Source organism: Clostridium sp. CM74B_53 (assembly GCF_036318045.1).
Taxonomy (GTDB): Bacteria; Bacillota; Clostridia; order Lachnospirales; family Lachnospiraceae; genus Pilosibacter.
In genome coordinates, this window is sequence record NZ_JAWQDE010000008.1 from 119,563 (window position 1) to 137,165 (window position 17,603).

Here is a 17,603-nt window from a genome sequence, read left to right on the forward strand (position 1 = left end):
ACTTAGTCATAACTAACTAAAAATAATCAGGAGGCAATATGAAAAAGAAAATCAATCGAGTATCTGTTTGTGCAGTGGCTGCAGCAGCCAGCCTGTTTACAACGAGCTTTAGTGCAATGGGTGCTGGAGCAGGTGTCGGCGGATGGCGACAGGAGAATGAGAAGTGGAAATATTATGATGCATCCGGGATCTTGCTGACCGGATGGGTCAAAAACGGAAATGACTGGTATTATATTGATCCGTCAACTGGAGAGATGGTAACAGGATGGCTCCATACGGCGGATGGACATTGGTATTTTTTGAATAATCTAAGTGATGGGTTTAAGGGCCGCATGGTAACTGGCTGGCAATGGATCGATGGACGATGCTACTATTTTGAACCAGGCACCAACGGTCAGGGCAGTCTTTATACGGGCGGAAAGACACCGGATGGATACCTGGTCAATGCGGATGGCCAGTGGATCGATAAGAATGGAGAGATTCATGTTTCTGTAAATAAAGGATTTAAGACAAAAGAGGAGTCAGTAAAGGCAAGCACCGTGAAAACGAGATATAGCGGCAGTTCTGGACGTTCCAACAGCGGATGGTCTGACAGCGATGACGATGACAGTGATACTAGGCCAGTACAAACGGGAAGCAATGCGACCCCGGACAAGTCGGAGATTCCCGATAAACCGGATACCCCGGATCAGCCAGATACTCCAAGTAAGCCAGATACCCCAGATCAGCCGGAAATTCCGGATAAACCGGATACCCCAGACAAGCCAGACACCCCGGATAAACCGGATACTCCAGACAAACCAGACACCCCGGATAAACCGGATACTCCAGACAAACCAGACACCCCAGATCAGCCGGGTACCCCAGAAGAAATAACAGTAGTGGGATACGAAAATCTGAAGGAAGTTAATGCGGAATATGGTGAAGATTGGAGCCAGGTCTTAGAACGCCTTCCGAAGCAGCTCACGCTGAAATTAAGTAACGGGGAAACGAGAGACGTGGATGTAACATGGCCGTCATACCTGAACACATATTGTCCGGGAGAAGTAAAAATATATGGAAGATATGACCTGCCGGAAGATGTAAGGGGAGATAAACCGGAAGTTTCACTCACGATTATCGTAGCAGAAAAGCCGGAGGTGCCGGAGATCATCACGGCAGTGGGATACAAAGCAATCGACTCTGTAACTGTAAAATATGGGGAAAGCCGAACTGGTATTTTAGAGGCGCTTCCAAATACGATCACATTGCTGCTGAGTAATGAGAAAAGCGTTGATGTGACCGTTGAGGATTGGATGACCTCGAAGGTGAATACATGGGCAGCAGGTACATATTACGCTGAGGCACAGTACGAACTTCCGGAGAATGTTACAGGAGATAAGCCGGAAGTAAAGGCTGAGGTCATTGTAGAGGAAAAGAAAACTCCGGACATGGCACTGGATCAGCAGGATTACTATTATGATGAAAATCCGGTCATTACTTTAAAAAATATGAATTTCCCGGAAAAAGTGACAGTGACATATCTCGGTGATTATTCTGATAAAGAATATACAGATGGAGTGGAATACCGTTACGATAAGGAGAATGGAACGATTACTCTGTTTACTCAGCAGATCTTAAAGAGAGACAGCGGAAGCTTATCTTCAGCTGAGTGGGTATATCTGAAAGTAAATGCAGGAGATCTTTCAAAGAATATTACAGTAAGTTATAAAGCGAGCAAATCCGTATATGCTTATCCGACTGAATATGAAGATATCGAGACTGGTGCAACAGTAAAAGCAGAAGTGATCGGTCTTGAAAAAGCAGATTATGATGCTCTGAAGCTGTATGCAGGTGGTCAGGAACTTACAGGAATTGAAGTGACAGAAGAGCGTGTGGATGGTGAAATGTGTACATATATCAACATTCCATATTCTGCTGTTAAAGACCAGCTGGATGAAAATGGCTCTGTTGCCCTGACAGGAAAGGTTCCTGGAGCAAAGGCATTCACACTTACTTTATCCTACAAGCAGGAAACAGAAGCAAAAACATTAAATGCTGAAATTCCGGAGACAGACGATGGTCCGAAGTATGGTTATCCGATTTATCCATACAATGAGTACAGCAGCATAAAGATCAATATCAATGACAGTGAACTGACACTTGACAAGATCAAAAATGAACTTCAGATCGATATGCAGAGCGAAGGAGAAGAGCGTTTTACAGTGCCGTCACCGATCGACAAGGAGACGGATTCTTCTAAGTATGGATATTGGAGTGTACAGAAAACAGCAGATGGTTTTCGGGTTCTTCTCCCGACAGATCAGTCAGAGGGAACGTTAAAATGGCAGAAAAAGCCGGGAACAGATAATGAACGGTATGTGACAACGATCTATCTGAAACTTACAGGGTATACAGAGACAGAACTGCATGTTGTACTGATGCCGTAAGTAAGGGAACAATAACAAAAAAGAGGGCTATTATGATAAAAAAGATAAAAGACCTGACGTGCAAAGCACTTGTACTTTCTATGCTTGCATCTACAGTACTTCCGGGATTCTCCGGAAGTGCTTATGGTGCATACGGGGAAAAAGCTGCAGCTGATTCCGAGAAAACGGAGTATGTACTGTCAGAAATTGAAAGCCTGCTGAAGGGCAGTGCACCGTATGATATACTGATCAAGTGTACATATTCCGATGATGGTACGGGGCTTTCCAGAAAGGAAAAGGCAAACAAAGCACAGAGGGAGCTACTGGAACTACTGGAACAGAAAACAAAGGATCAGTCTGTGACGGAGTATCAATCCTATTACATTGTAAATGCGGTTCATGCGGTCATCACATCGAAGGAATTGATAAAGCAGATCGCAGAACTTCCGAATGTGGAAAAGATCACACCGAACAATAAAATTGAATTGGTCGAGCCGGTCGAAGATGACGAAGAACCTGAAACGGCATCATATTCAGTTCGGAATTCAATTTTTGAACCGGATGAAAAGAACATTGAATGGGGAGTATCCATGGTCCACGCGGATAAAGTGTGGGACGATTTCCATATCAATGGAGAAGGCGTTACCGTAGGAATCATCGATACCGGTGTTAATTACAATCTTCCGGCAATTCAAAAGGCGTTTAAAGGTTATGATGAATCGACGGGAAAGATCGATAACCGCTACTATAAGGATTTTATAGACGATCTCCCGGAACCGGAGGCATCTTCTGTCAACGATCATGGAACGCATGTAGCCGGAACGATCTGCGGACGTGAAGGCGACAACCTGAACCAGATCGGTGTAGCGCCCGGGGCCAAATATATCAGTGCGAGGGCTCTGAATGATGAAGGCGGAGAAGTCGCGAATCTTCTGGAAGCAGCAGAGTGGATGCTGGAGCAAAAGCCGGACGTTATCAATAACTCCTGGGGGGGGAGACAATGATGACGATGACTGGTTTTCTGAGATCACAGAAGCATGGATCGAAGAAGGAATCGTTCCGGTATTTGCTGCCGGAAACCAGTCTTCTGGAGATCCGGCACCTGGATCGATCGCAAACCCGGGAAATCTTCTGGAGGTACTTTCTGTAGGTGCTGTGGACAGAAATAAGAATCTTGGAAAGTTTTCCCTGGTGGGACCGTCGGCGTTTGATGAGACAGGAAAAATTATTAAACCGGAGATTGTAGCACCTGGCGTACAGGTCAGAAGTGTGGATGCAACAGGAAATTATGTAAGCTGGAATGGTACAAGTATGGCAACACCGCATGTGACTGGTGTAGTTGCACTTCTGAAACAGGCTGCTCCGGGACTTTCTGTCCGGGAAATCAAAAATGTGATCACGGAGACTGCAGAGCCGCTGACAGATCGGAAATATCAGGAAACACCCAATATGGGGTATGGATATGGTCTGATCAATGCATATGATGCAGTTGCACGTTTGAAGGGAAAGACGATCGGTTCTATTTCTGGAACAGTAAAGAAGCTGGGTACGGATACAGGAGCCAGCAGTGCAGAGTTCATTGGTGATGATTCTGGATATCTGGGAAGAGATGTCGAAGTGTCTGTAAAGGTAAAAGAGGATGTCTCTATTAAGAAGGCAGCCCTGTATTATCAGATTGGACAAGACGGTGATGAGATAGAAATTTCCCTGAAACTGACAGACGGAGAACAGAATGATGGAATCTATGGAGCAGTTCTGGACGCAGATATCCTGGAAGAAGGAGAATTGAATCTCAGAGCTGAGATTACGGATTATGCGGATAATATCACAAAAATCGAAAAGACGATGCAGATTCTTCCCGGCATTAAAGTTCCGTGGAAACAGGATTTTGAGGAAGATATGCAGGGATTTCTGATCGAAGGAAACTGGAAGTTATCCCATCGCGAGTCAGCAGCTGAACCGGAAATGCCGGATGATGGAAATACATATATTGGAATTGACGGCGGACAGAGTACGTTTGAAAAGCGTGTGGACAGCTATTTATATCTTCCGCCGGTTGACCTTTCTGATATGAACGAGGGGGATTCGGTATTCCTCTCAGCAGATATGTATGTGGGATTTACGGGAATCAGCCTTTCTGAGATCCAGGCATCTTATACAGGAGATGAGGATGACTGGGAAGTTGTCTATAATCTGACAAAACGACCGGATATTACGGAACGGAAATGGGAGCACAATACATATTCCCTTTCTAAATATGCTGGAAATTCCAAACCGTTATTGTTGAGATTTTATTTCTTTGGACATGATGCGGACAGTGGTGTGGGCTGGTATCTGGATAATCTGGAACTTGACACCGCTGGAAGTGAGATTCCGGAGAAAGTTACCGGACTGAAAGCTGTGGTAGATCAGAAGGGACTTTGCATAAGCTTTGTAAAAGTAGAAGAACCGGATGTAGAGAATTACCGGATCGAGCGAAGAAGCGCAGACAGCGAATTTGAAGAAGTCGCAATGCTGGACAAAGATGCAAAAGAAGAATTCATCAATAACGGAGTGGATAAAACTCACTACCGGATCCTCTGGTATGATGATACCGCAGAGGCAGGAGAAACATATTGGTATCGTGTCCAGGCTGTCGACCTTGGTGGGCAGGAAGGGCCATGGTCAGATGAGATAAAAGTGAAGGTATCATCATATGAAACATCTGTATCATATGAGTTTGATGAGAATGACGGGGGATTTACCTCCGAGATCCTTTCTGGGAAAGCAGATGACTGGGAATGGAGCCATCCGGAAAGACCGGACGATGAATACATGGATTTCATTCTAAAACAGGTATGGGAAAACCTGGAAAAGAACGGCTCCGGAATGTGGGGAACCACAGCGAATGGACTCCTTTCCAAAAAGCAGGATTCCTGCCTGCTTATGCCGGAATTTGAAGTTTCTGAAGGGGATTATTTCTATTTTGATTCTCTTACCACGGAAAGTATTGTGGGTTCCAACCGCATGACGGTGGAAATCAGGGAAGCTGATACGGATGAGTGGTTTACTTTGTTTACAAGAGAAGAGGTGCAGAAAAAAGAGCAGCAGCATGAATGGCAGACACTTTCAAAGAATCTGTCAAAGTATGCAGGCAAAACTGTACAGGTAAGATTCCGCGTGTCAACAGGCACAGATCTTGTTTCTTCTTACGATCTTGGCTGGTTTATTGACAACATTTTTGTGAGCAAAGCGCGTTCAGAATTTTCAGGAAGCAAAGCGTCAAAGTTGATTGCAACAGGTGGAAATGCTGTAAGAAAATATAATACGGCAACCAGATCAAATGCAATCAGAAAAAAAACTGCTGTTTTCGGTGGACAGGAAAATATCTCTGTGCAGGGAGAAGTGACAGAAATTCCGCTGAAGGCAAAAGTGACAGTACTGGAGACAGGAAAGTACACATATGCCAGTGAGATCGATGGAACTTATCATCTGGATCATGCGGTAAATGTGGAGAAACCATATACACTGGAAGTTTCGGCATATGGGTTTGAAACTCAGAGGATCTCTGTAGATCTGAATCAGGATCCGCATCCAAATATTGACTTTGTTCTCAAAGAAGCACCAAAGGCAGTCATTAATGGTATTGTTGAGGATGAAGCAGGAAATCCGTTGGAAAACGCAAAAGTCCGCGTCCTGGAAAATGACAGTATTCCGCTCTTTGAGACGGATAAAAATGGATCCTATACCGGAAATGGTGTATATGCCGGAAACTGTACACTTCGTGTGTTTAAAACAGGCTATATTCCGCAGGAAGTGAAGGTAACCTTGACTGAAGGTGAAAATCAGGTGGATCCAGTACGCTTAAAAGAAATCGGAGACTTTGCCGAAGAAGAAGCGGATTACGGTTTTGTAGTGGAAGAAACCGAAGGAAGCTATCAAACTGTACACTTTACAAGTGGAATGAAAGGCGCAGCTGTATGGTTCCAGTCACCGCATAAAGGAGGAATTCTAAAGAGTGCTGATATTTTCCTCGTTAATAATAATTATTATGGTGGGGATCATGTGGAGATTGGGGTTCTTGGATATGATAAGCAGGGACGTTTAAGAGAACTTGCACCGTTCAGAGAATATGAAAATCTTGTTCCGAATGAATGGAATAAGATTGATCTGACAGAATATTGGATCCAGAGGGATGAACCGGTTTATATTGCAGTTCAGTATGAAAAGGAACTGGCTTCCTGTATGGGTGTATTTTACGACGTGAAAGCTTCAGATAAGGCGAAAGAAAGATCGTTTGTCTATGATGGGGCGTTCACAAAGACAACGGCACTTTCTGTTCCGGGAGCTTATGCGATGAAAGCATCCTGGTATTATCCGAAAAATGCGGAGAAGAATCCAGAATCCAGTGTAGATGGAGGAAACTCTGGTGGGGATACAGGAAATGTTAAACCGACGGATGAAGAAGAGTTTGTATTTGATCCGGAAACCCAGACGATCACAGAGTACAAGGGGGAGAAAACTTCTGTTGTTGTACCAGCTGAGATTAAGGGTGTTCCGGTGAAGAGAATCGGAAATGAGGCATTTAAAGGAGACGGAAAGGATGCTGATAAGCGGCTCCGTACTGTTCGAATTTCTGAGGGAATCGAAGAAATCGGTAAGGATGCCTTTAAAAATAATAATCTTCAGAAAATCTATCTTCCGGATAGCCTGAATGTTCTGGAAGAGGGGGCATTTAAATATCAGTGGAAGACAGGTATGGATGACGATTCTTTGACAGTACGTCTGCCGGAGAACATTCATATTGTAGAGAAATCCGTATTTGAAAGTGCAGGAAGCCCGCTTAAAGTAGAAATGCCCGGAGTTCTAACAATCAGGACAGGAGCGTTTGCAGGAAATAAGTCAGTGGAAGTACAGGCGGATGTTCTGGAAGAGATTGAAGATGGAGCATTCGGAAATACCTCCAGTGTACAGTTTGAATATGCAAAGGTGTATACAGGAGAAAACTCCGTGCTTGAATCAAAAGATGGACAGTATCTGATCAATCCGGCAGTCGTGGAACTGAATATGATCAATGCTAAGGATAAGGAGGATGTCATTAAAATCGGATTAAAGTATGGAGCAGAAAATCCGTATGGAATGACAAGAAATTATCCGGCATCTGATTTCTACAGGATCGGGCAGACGGTCACAGTAAATGCACCTTCGTTCAGAGATAACGGAAAAGTATATGTAAGTAAAGACAAATCGCAGACGTTAACTTTGAAAGAGAAAAATACGCTTGACTTTTACTATTATCTTCTTGAAGCACAGATCAGAATGCCGGTTCTGGAAGGAGATAAGGAAACTGTTGGATTTGTACTTCCGGGTGCTGAGGTGCAGGTGACAGCAGGAGGCTACACCGGAAAAACAGTGGCAGATGAAGCAGGATACTTTTATCTGGAACTTCCGGCAATAAAAGAGGGCGATACGATCTCCTTCACAGTCAATGGACAGGAAGCAGGAAGTACAGCCGCAGAGAAGGCCGGAAATGGTCGCTTCGTTGTAAAAGATCATGTTCTTCTTCGGTATGTTGGCGCGGATGAGAATGTAGAGATCCCGAACTCAATTGGAAACAGCGGAGCAATCACAAAGATTGGCGATTTTGCCTTTTTCGGTAAAAAAATTAATAAAGTAACTCTGCCGGATCAGGTTGAGACTGTTGGTGCCGGTGCATTTATGGGAACAGGACTTCAGGAATTTGGTTGGAATTTAAATGATATCAACAAGGCAGGTTTAAGGATCATTGAGGAGTATGCATTTAAAGATAACGAACTTTCTTCTGTGAAGTTCCCTGAATTAATGCATGCGGTGAGAACTGGTGCGTTTGAAAATAATCAGATCAAAACTCTGGAACTTGGAAAATACACTGGACATATCGGTGACCGCGCATTTAAGAACAACCAGCTGAAGAATCTTATTCTGACAGGCAAGACAGAAGAGATCGGAAAAGAAGCATTTATGAACAATCAGCTGGAAACTCTGGAATTTGCGGCGAGAGTAGCAGGAGCGGAAGAGACATTTGAACTTCCGGAATACAGCTTTGCTGGAAATCGTCTGAGTGAAATTACTCTTCCAGAACTTGTGTCAGGAGTAGAAGAGAGTGCTTTTGCAGATAATGAGGGAGGAAAAGTAACACTCAGGACAGATGTTGAAAGCATTCAGCCGACAAAGACATATGATGTTTTGAGAAGCGATGGAACAAGGCTGACATTGGATCCAGAAACAGACAAACCAGAAACAGACAAACCAGAAACAGACAAACCAGGAACAGACAAACCAGGAACAGACAAACCAGGAACAGATGATCCGGGGCCAGATAAACCAGATCCCGGAAATGGAGGCAATACTGGAGGCGGCGGACATTCCGGCAGCAGAGGAAACAGCTATTCCAGACAAAGTGCAAAATCGGCAGTTCCAGCTGGATATACCGGAGCAGTGCAGACGATACACGGATACATCCTTCCTGCAGGTGTGATGGAAGGAACGTGGCGAAAAGAAAGTGGAACACCATACTGGAACTTATTGGATCAGTTCGGTAATCAGTGTGTTGGAGGCTGGAGACTTGTATATCTGCCTGCGGCATCTGCAAATGGTCAGACAATGCCGTATGGATGGTTCTGGTTTGATGGAAATGGAAGAATGGCAACAGGCTGGATGACAGATGCGTCAGGAAATACATTTTATTTGAATACAGAACAAAATTCCTTAGAGGGCATGATGATGACCGGCTGGCAGAAAATCGGAGAAAACTGGTATTACTTTAAGACAGAGTTTGGTCCGGATATGGGAAAACTTTTGAAGAATACAGTGACTCCGGATGGCTATGCAGTGACCTCTGATGGACGATGGAACGGTATGCCGGCAGTGCATTAAGTATTGAAAGACTTCGTGAGCCATAAAACTTATGGCGCGCGGAGTCTTTTTAGTATTGACAAATCCGTATATTTACAATATAATCCTATTAACATATATGAAAGGTAGGTAATAACTCATGGCAAATATATATACATCCGCAGACCAGCTGATCGGAAAGACTCCGCTCTTAGAGCTCACACAGATTGAAAAATCCGAGGGACTTAACGCGAAGATCATTGCGAAGCTGGAATATTTCAATCCGGCCGGATCGGTAAAGGACAGGATCGCGAAGGCGATGATCGATGACGCTGAGGCGAAGGGAATCTTAAAGGCTGGTTCTACGATCATCGAGCCGACTTCCGGAAACACAGGAATCGGTCTTGCGTCGGTCGCGGCTGCCCGCGGTTACCGGATCATTATCGTTATGCCTGAGACCATGAGCGTGGAGAGACGCCAGCTTATGAAAGCCTACGGCGCGGAACTTGTGCTCACGGAGGGCGCAAAGGGAATGAAAGGCGCGATCGCAAAGGCGGAGGAGCTCGCAAAGGAGATTCCGGGAAGCTTTATTCCGGGACAGTTTGTAAACCCGGCGAATCCGGAAGTTCATGAGAGAACAACCGGACCGGAGATCTGGGAAGATACGGACGGCAAGGTTGATATTTTTGTCGCTGGTGTCGGCACCGGCGGAACCATCACCGGAACCGGAAGATATTTAAAGAAACAGAACCCGAATGTGAAGGTCGTTGCGGTGGAACCGGCAAGCTCTCCGGTATTGAGCCAGGGCAAGGCAGGATCCCACAAGATCCAGGGAATCGGGGCCGGATTTGTTCCGGATGTTCTTGACACGAAGATCTATGATGAGGTTATTGCAGTAGAGAATGATGACGCGTTCGCGGCAGGAAAGTTAGTTGGAAAGAAGGAAGGAGTCCTCGTGGGAATTTCCTCCGGTGCGGCGATATGGGCAGCAATCGAACTTGCGAAGAGACCGGAAAATGCAGGAAAGACGATCGTGGCACTGCTTCCGGATACCGGCGACAGATACCTTTCCACACCGTTATTCGCGGACTAGTACGTTAAAAAATTGTATCATGGATGAAGAAAAGACTGCAGGATTATGCGAAAAGGCGCGCGATCCCGCAGTCTTTTGCGTTGCCGTGTGGATAAAGTGAAAAAGAAATAAAATAGTAATAATTACTATTATTGACTTTTGAGAAGAGATATGGTAGAATACAGACATGAGGAAAACAACGGATGACCGTTGAAAAAAGTACGGATAAACAGAAGAAAAGATAGGCAGACTGAATACGGGAATGCCGAAAATAAAAATTAAGATCTGAAAGGAGACCAGTTTTATGAGCAAATACGCAGGAACAAAAACAGAGAAAAACCTTGAGGCCGCTTTCGCCGGAGAATCCCAGGCAAGAAACAAATATACCTACTTTGCATCCGTAGCAAAGAAAGAGGGATATGAGCAGATCTCCGCATTATTCTTAAAGACTGCTGACAACGAGAAAGAGCACGCAAAAATGTGGTTCAAGGAATTAGAAGGGATTGGCGATACCGCAGCAAACCTTGCGGCAGCAGCAGACGGCGAAAACTACGAGTGGACCGATATGTATGATGAGTTCGCAAAGACCGCTGATGAGGAAGGTTTCCATGCACTGGCAGCAAAATTCCGTATGGTCGGCGAGATCGAGAAACATCACGAAGAGCGTTATCGTGCTCTCCTGAAAAATGTAGAGACAGCTTCCGTATTCGAGAAGAGCGAAGTAAAGGTATGGGAGTGCCGCAACTGCGGACATATCGTGATCGGAACAAAAGCACCGCAGGTATGTCCGGTCTGCAATCACCCGCAGAGCTATTTTGAGGTTCACGCAGAGAACTATTAAAAGTACGGACCAGTTGAAAATAAAAGTCGAAAAAAAAGTGGCCTTCATCCCAGAATCGGGATGAAGACCACTTTTTTATCGTTGGGGAATTCCCATGGAATTTTTGCCTTCAAGTCAATGTCATCTTACGGTCAGCGCAGTAAATGCACAGGCTTGCTGAATAGTTACATCATTTTTATAATTTCTATTTCTGGTAAGCAGCCCGCTCTCCGCCGATATATTTGAGTCTCGTTCTCGCGCATACGACATGGGCGGAGCCGATGGACTGGATCTTCGTGCGGACCGGAACGGCAACATGGCGAAGGTGCATGCCGATCAGGGTATCGCCAATATCGATCCCGGCGTGTGCCTGGATGTATTCCACGGCGCACGGAGATTCAAAACCGTTCCATGCGGCGGTGGAGAAGGAACCGCCGGCCTTTAACTGCGGTTTTACATTCACCATCTCAAGGCCATATTTCTCAGCACATTCTTCCTCGACGATCAGAGCGCGGTTTAAGTGCTCACAGCACTGGGCGGCGAGGTAGAGACCGTGTTTCTTTGTCACATGGGAAAGGGCGGTAAAGACAGCCTGTCCGACTTCGCTGCTGGAGTAGCAGCCGATCGCGTGGGCAGCGATCTCGCTGGATGAGCAGCCCACCACCAGGATCTGCCCCGGTTTCATTGCGGCGGTATTGATCAGCTCCTCGGCGATCGCTTTTGTCTGTTCATAAATTAAGTCAAGGTCCACATCGACGGATGTGGCGATATCTGTTGCGCTCATAGTATTTTCCTCTTTTTGCAGAATGCCCGGAGACTGAAAATACTCCGGGCGGCATATGGTTTCATGGTTAAACGGATCCAGCGGTGCATGCCGCTGTCATGAGGAACGTGTGAACTGGAAATTACTCGAAATGATATTTGTCGAGCAGCTCATGTTTCATATCCCAAAGAGGCTTGGAGAGATCCACATGGACCTCATGCGGGTTTACGAGACGTTTTGTCTCATCCCACAAGGTATTCAGTTCCTCTTTACAGTACTTCTGGATGTCCATGACCTTCGGGGAGTGGTAAATACACTCGCCGTCCTTAAATACCTGGACCGGAAGTTCCCGCATCGTGTAGGTTCCCGGAGCGAGAAGTGTCTTTTTCCAGGTCGCGATCGGGTCAAAGAGCAACAGCGGTTCGTCCTCGTTGAAGGTCTCACCGACGAGACAGATAATGTCCGCGATGACCTTGTGGCTGTCCTTGCCATAAATGCGGTAGGTCGTCTTGTTGCCCGGGTTTGTGATCTTCTCCTCGTTCTCGGAAAGCTTGATCTTCGGGATAAATTTGCCGGTCTTCTTGTCCATGATCGCAGCGAGCTTATAAACGCCGCCGAAGGACGGGCAGTCTTTGGAGGTGATCAGGTTTGTTCCGACACCCCAGGAGTTGATGGTCGCACCCTGGTTCTTTAAGCTTGTGATCAGATTCTCATCAAGATCGTTGGAGGCGGAGATCACAGCGTCTGTGAAACCTTCTGCGTCGAGCATCTTTTTCGCTTCCTTGGAGAGGTAGGCGAGGTCGCCGCTGTCCATACGGATCCCGTAGAAGGTAAGCGGGATTCCGGCTTCGCGCATCTCCTTGAATACCTGGATCGCATGCGGGATACCGGAATTTAAGGTATCGTAAGTATCAACGAGAAGAATGCAGGCGGTCGGGTAGAGCTTTGCGTAGGTACGGAATGCGGTGAGCTCGTCCGGGAAGCTCATGATCCAGCTGTGGGCATGGGTCCCCTTTACCGGAACATCAAACATCTGGCCGCAGAGAACATTGGAGGTACCGATACAGCCGGCGATCATAGCGGCTCTCGCACCGTAGATTCCGGCATCCGGACCCTGGGCACGTCTTAAACCGAACTCCATGACTCCGTCTCCGCACGCTGCATGGACGATCCGGGAAGTCTTTGTTGCGATCAGGCTCTGGTGGTTGATGATATTTAAGATCGCGGTCTCAACAAGCTGGGCCTGCATGATCGGGGCGATGACCTTTACGAGAGGTTCTCTTGGGAACACGACAGTTCCTTCCGGGATCGCGTAGATATCACCGGTGAATTTGAAGGTGGAGAGGTACTCCAGGAAATCTTCCCCGAAGAGTCCTGTGGTGCGGAGATAATCGATATCTTCCTTATCAAAGTGTAAATTTTCGATGTATTCAACAACCTGCTCTAAGCCGGCCGTGATGGCAAATCCGTTTCCATCCGGATTTGTGCGGTAGAATGCGTCGAAGATGACAGTCTCATTTGCATCCTTTGCATGAAAGTAACCCTGCATCATGGTCAGCTCGTAGAGATCTGTAAGCAGCGTCAGGTTTCGTTCGCTCATAATATTTCTCCTTCATGTTTCTCCGCGTCGGATACCGCGCGGAATATTGAACGCAGCGATCCGGCATAGCATCGGACAGGAACTCATACCGGATGATAGCGACAGCGTGAGCACGGTTCATCCCAAAAGAAACGCGCGGCTGTCAAACGTATTGAAGTTGATTATATCAGCTCTTGTGCGAAAAGGCAAATTTTACGTTAAAAAAGTAACGATCAATTAAAAAGAACGTAAAATATGACTAAAAACCTTAGAAAGAAAACCGAACAAAGAGAAAATATGGAAAGAATTCGCAACAGTCGGGGGATTCCCTTGACTTTTAAATACCTTATATTTATAATTGATTTGTCTGTATATCTAAGATGCAGGCGATCATAGAAAAAAGCCATGACGGAGACAGTAGGTTCACAAGCAGAAAGCCAAAGCGAGCCGGGGACGATGGAAGCCCGGTGCTTTTTCGTGAAAGGAAGATCACTCCCGAGCTGGAAGCTGAACCCCGGGTGCGGACCGTGTTCCCGGAAAGTAAGTGTCCCCGGCCTTTTCCGCCGTTAACGGAAACTCATATGTCAGTATGCAGTAATAGGTGGTTAAAAGCGTTATTTCGCCCTGTTCTCATTGGAACAGGGCTTTTTTATTTCTTTATTACCAACCGACGGCACCGGAAAGGCGCCGGGCGGACCTGACATACGACACACAAAAACACGAAGAGCGCGGCAGGGGACCGTCTGCGGAGAGTGCAGAGGGAAGCCGAGGCAACGAGAAAGCCCCGCGCGAAAAAAAGAATTGGAGGAAATGTGTCATGTACGAGAAAGTATCAACAGACCTGAACTTTGTGGACAGGGAAAAAAAGGTTGAGAAATTCTGGAAAGACGAAAAAATCTTTGAAAAAAGTATCGACAGCCGCAGAAAAGGAACCCCATACGTGTTCTATGACGGACCGCCTACCGCAAACGGCAAGCCGCATATCGGACACGTACTTACCCGTGTGATCAAAGACATGATCCCGAGATACCGCACCATGAAAGGATACATGGTTCCGCGTAAAGCCGGCTGGGATACCCACGGACTTCCGGTAGAGCTTGAGGTCGAGAAGCTTCTTGGTCTCGACGGAAAAGAGCAGATCGAGCAGTACGGTGTTGAGCCGTTCATCGAGAAATGTAAAGAGAGCGTCTGGAAATACAAAGGAATGTGGGAGGATTTCTCCAGCACCGTTGGTTTCTGGGCTGATATGGATAATCCGTATGTTACCTACCATGATGACTATATCGAATCCGAATGGTGGGCATTAAAACAGATCTGGGACAAAGGACTCCTCTACAAGGGATTCAAGATCGTTCCGTACTGCCCGCGCTGCGGAACACCGCTTTCCAGCCATGAGGTTGCCCAGGGATATAAGGATGTAAAGGAAAAATCTGCCATCGCCCGCTTCAAAGTAAAAGGCGAGGACGCATATTTCCTTGCATGGACCACAACACCGTGGACTCTTCCGAGCAACGTGGCACTCTGCGTAAACCCGAAAGAGACATACGCAAAAGTAAAGGCCGCAGACGGTTATACCTACTATATGGCAGAAGCCCTGCTTGATGCCGTTCTCGGAAAGCTTGCGGATAAGGAAAACGGAACTCCGGCATATGAGGTTCTTGAGACATGCACCGGTAAGGACCTTGAGTACAAGGAATATGAGCCGTTATTTGATTGTGCGGTGGAGATCTGCGAGAAACAGCACAAGAAAGCATACTTCGTGACATGCGCGGATTATGTTACCCTGACAGACGGTACCGGCGTGGTACACATTGCACCGGCTTTTGGTGAGGACGATGCCCAGGTAGGCCGTCGTTATGATCTCCCGTTTGTACAGCTTGTAGATGCAAAGGGCGACATGACAAAGGAAACTCCGTATGCAGGCGTATTCGTGAAGAAAGCGGATCCGATGGTCTTAAAAGACTTAAAGGAAAAAGGTCTGTTATTCGAGGCACCGGCATTCGAGCACAGCTACCCGTTCTGCTGGCGCTGTGACACACCGTTGATCTACTATGCGAGAGAGTCCTGGTTCATCAAGATGACAGCGGTGAAGGATGACCTGATCCGCAACAACAATAAGATTAACTGGATTCCGGAATCCATCGGTAAAGGACGCTTCGGCGACTGGCTGGAGAACGTTCAGGACTGGGGAATCTCCAGAAACCGTTACTGGGGCACACCTCTTCCGGTATGGCAGTGTGAGTGCGGAAAGATGCACTGCATCGGCAGCCGTGAAGAATTAAAGAAGATGAGCCCGAACTATCAGGATGTTGTAAAGAAATACAGCAAAGAGATGGACGGAGACAAGGGAGAGGTTGAGCTTCACCGTCCGTTTATCGATGATGTAGTGATCACCTGCCCGGACTGCGGAAAAGAAATGCACCGTGTACCGGAGGTTATCGACTGCTGGTTCGACTCCGGTGCGATGCCGTTCGCACAGCATCACTATCCGTTTGAGAACCAGGAGCTTTTCCACAAACAGTTCCCGGCACAGTTCATCTCCGAGGCCGTTGACCAGACAAGAGGATGGTTCTACTCTCTCCTTGCCGAGTCCACGTTGCTCTTTAATGAGCCGCCGTACCAGAACGTTATCGTTCTCGGTCACGTTCAGGATGAGAACGGACAGAAGATGAGTAAGTCCAAGGGAAATGCCGTTGATCCGTTCGACGCATTAAAGACATACGGCGCTGACGCGATCCGCTGGTACTTCTACATCAACAGTGCACCGTGGCTGCCGAACCGTTTCCACGGAAAGGCCGTTATGGAAGGACAGAGAAAGTTCATGGGTACTCTCTGGAATACCTACGCATTCTTCGTTCTCTACGCAAATATCGACAACTTCGACGCAACCAAGTATACACTGGAATACGATAAACTTCCGGTCATGGACAAATGGCTGTTATCCAAGTTAAATTCTACTGTTAAGGCAGTGGATGACGACCTTGCGAACTACCGCATCCCGGAGGCTGCAAGAGCACTCCAGGAGTTCGTGGATGACATGAGCAACTGGTATGTAAGAAGAAGCCGTGAGCGTTTCTGGGCAAAGGGCATGGAGCAGGATAAGATCAATGCTTACATGACTCTCTACACAGCTCTCGTGACGATCAGTAAGGCAGCAGCTCCGATGATCCCGTTCATGACAGAGGAGATCTACCAGAACCTGGTAAGATCCATCGACAAGACGGCTCCGGAGAGCATCCACCTCTGCGACTTCCCGACCGTTGATGAGGCACATATCGATGCCGAGCTGGAAGCGAAGATGGATGAAGTATTAAAGATCGTTGTTATGGGACGTGCGGCAAGAAATACCGCAAACATCAAGAACCGTCAGCCGATCGCCAGAATGTTCGTAAAGGCACCGGAGAAGCTTCCGGAGTTCTACCAGGAGATCATCGAGGACGAGTTAAATGTGAAGTCCGTAGAGTTCACAGATGACGTCAGAAACTTCACATCCTACACCTTCAAGCCGCAGCTTAAGACCGTAGGACCGAAGTACGGCAAACAGCTCGGAAACATCAAGAAAGCTCTCGCTGAGTTAGACGGAAACGCTGCAATGGATACCTTAAACGAGAAGGGCGCTCTGACCTTCAACTTTGACGGAAATGAAGTCGTTCTCACAAAGGATGACCTTCTGATCGATATGGCGCAGACAGAAGGTTATGTATCCGAGGCAGACAACACCGTGACCGTTGTTCTCGATACAACATTGACACCGGAGCTTCTCGAGGAAGGTTTCTACCGCGAGATCGTCAGCAAGATCCAGACGATGCGTAAAGAGGCCGGATTCGAGGTTATGGACCACATCTACGTTTACGTTGACAAGAATGAGAAGATCGCAGATCTGATCAAGAAGTACGCAGACGAGTTAAAGAGTGAAGTCATGGCCGACAGCATCACGCTCGGCGAGATGACTGGATATACAAAAGAGTGGAACATCAACGGTGAAGATGTTGTACTCGGTGTCGCGAAAGTGACAAAATAGACGGATGACAACAGGAAAAAGTTCCGCAGCGCGGGGATTTCATGAACAATATTTATGGACAGACCCGCAATGCGGAACCTTCCTGTAA

General features: G+C 46.8%; 7 protein-coding genes and 1 pseudogene. 6 read left to right on the top strand and 2 right to left on the bottom strand.

Going from position 1 to position 17,603, the window contains the following annotated elements:
* The first annotated feature begins 38 nt into the window (after positions 1-38).
* The 5 genes and pseudogenes from V2546_RS08925 (at position 39) to rbr (ending at position 11,173) form a co-directional block, all read left to right on the top strand.
* On the top strand, positions 39-2,429 hold the full coding sequence (locus V2546_RS08925; RefSeq protein ID WP_329752106.1) for an Ig-like domain-containing protein: 2,391 nt from the start codon (positions 39-41) through the stop codon (positions 2,427-2,429).
* A 569-nt stretch (positions 2,430-2,998) separates the two neighbouring features.
* Positions 2,999-6,227 (top strand): annotated as a pseudogene (locus V2546_RS15705) (S8 family serine peptidase); the annotation flags it as partial.
* Positions 6,228-6,350: 123 nt separating this feature from the next.
* Entirely contained in the window at positions 6,351-9,302 is a 2,952-nt protein-coding gene (locus V2546_RS15710) for a leucine-rich repeat domain-containing protein (RefSeq protein ID WP_486463578.1), read from the top strand.
* A 118-nt stretch (positions 9,303-9,420) separates the two neighbouring features.
* The gene (gene cysK, locus V2546_RS08940) at positions 9,421-10,353 is read left to right on the top strand and encodes a cysteine synthase A (protein ID WP_215703256.1); all 933 of its coding nucleotides are present in this window, start codon (positions 9,421-9,423) and stop codon (positions 10,351-10,353) included.
* 283 nt (positions 10,354-10,636) lie between these two features.
* Complete coding sequence (gene rbr, locus V2546_RS08945) at positions 10,637-11,173, top strand: rubrerythrin (RefSeq protein ID WP_118298609.1); 537 nt, start codon at positions 10,637-10,639, stop codon at positions 11,171-11,173.
* Between the two features lie 184 nt (positions 11,174-11,357).
* Here the strand turns inward: rbr and V2546_RS08950 are convergent, their stop codons facing one another.
* Together V2546_RS08950 and V2546_RS08955 are read right to left on the bottom strand one after the other, a co-directional pair.
* On the bottom strand, positions 11,358-11,936 hold the full coding sequence (locus V2546_RS08950; protein ID WP_118298610.1) for a TIGR01440 family protein: 579 nt from the start codon (positions 11,934-11,936) through the stop codon (positions 11,358-11,360).
* Positions 11,937-12,057: 121 nt separating this feature from the next.
* Entirely contained in the window at positions 12,058-13,515 is a 1,458-nt protein-coding gene (locus tag V2546_RS08955; RefSeq protein ID WP_329752109.1) for a nicotinate phosphoribosyltransferase, read from the bottom strand.
* 796 nt (positions 13,516-14,311) lie between these two features.
* On the opposite strand from V2546_RS08955, the gene ileS reads away from it, so the two are divergent.
* Entirely contained in the window at positions 14,312-17,515 is a 3,204-nt protein-coding gene (gene ileS / locus V2546_RS08960) for an isoleucine--tRNA ligase (protein ID WP_329752110.1), read from the top strand.
* Positions 17,516-17,603 lie beyond the last annotated feature (88 nt).

Excerpts from the sequence above, each read along its gene's own strand:
- cysK (WP_215703256.1), top strand. The coding sequence starts at position 9,421 with ATGGCAAATATATATACATCCGCAGACCAGCTGATCGGAAAGACTCCG.
- V2546_RS08925 (WP_329752106.1), top strand. The coding sequence starts at position 39 with ATGAAAAAGAAAATCAATCGAGTATCTGTTTGTGCAGTGGCTGCAGCA.
- V2546_RS08950 (WP_118298610.1), bottom strand. The coding sequence starts at position 11,936 with ATGAGCGCAACAGATATCGCCACATCCGTCGATGTGGACCTTGACTTA.
- V2546_RS15710 (WP_486463578.1), top strand. The coding sequence starts at position 6,351 with ATGAAAGGCGCAGCTGTATGGTTCCAGTCACCGCATAAAGGAGGAATT.
- ileS (WP_329752110.1), top strand. The coding sequence starts at position 14,312 with ATGTACGAGAAAGTATCAACAGACCTGAACTTTGTGGACAGGGAAAAA.
- rbr (WP_118298609.1), top strand. The coding sequence starts at position 10,637 with ATGAGCAAATACGCAGGAACAAAAACAGAGAAAAACCTTGAGGCCGCT.
- V2546_RS08955 (WP_329752109.1), bottom strand. The coding sequence starts at position 13,515 with ATGAGCGAACGAAACCTGACGCTGCTTACAGATCTCTACGAGCTGACC.